The 249-nt window shown below is 49.4% G+C and carries 1 pseudogene; it reads right to left on the reverse strand.

The annotated features are described in order from the left end of the window. Positions 1–227: pseudogene (locus SB775_RS32290) on the reverse strand (transketolase); the annotation flags it as partial. Positions 228–249 lie beyond the last annotated feature (22 nt).

A 249-nucleotide genomic window follows, 5' to 3' on the forward strand; every position in this document is an offset into this window, starting at 1 on the left:
GGACAATGCTCGCTGCACGGATGCCCATGCAAGCGTCCATCCACATCGCGGAAGGTCATCAGCTCTTCTACCGGAAAAAACCCTTTCTCAGCCAGTACAGAATAATAAACTGGCGTGCAATGACCCTTTGACAAGAAGAAGCAATCCCGGTCAGCCCATTGCGGATTTTTTGGATCGACATTCATGTGCTCAAAAAACAGTACGGTCAGAAGTTCAGTTGCTGACAACGAACCTCCAGGATGTCCACTC

The sequence above is a fragment of the Peribacillus sp. SIMBA_075 genome, assembly GCF_046534585.1.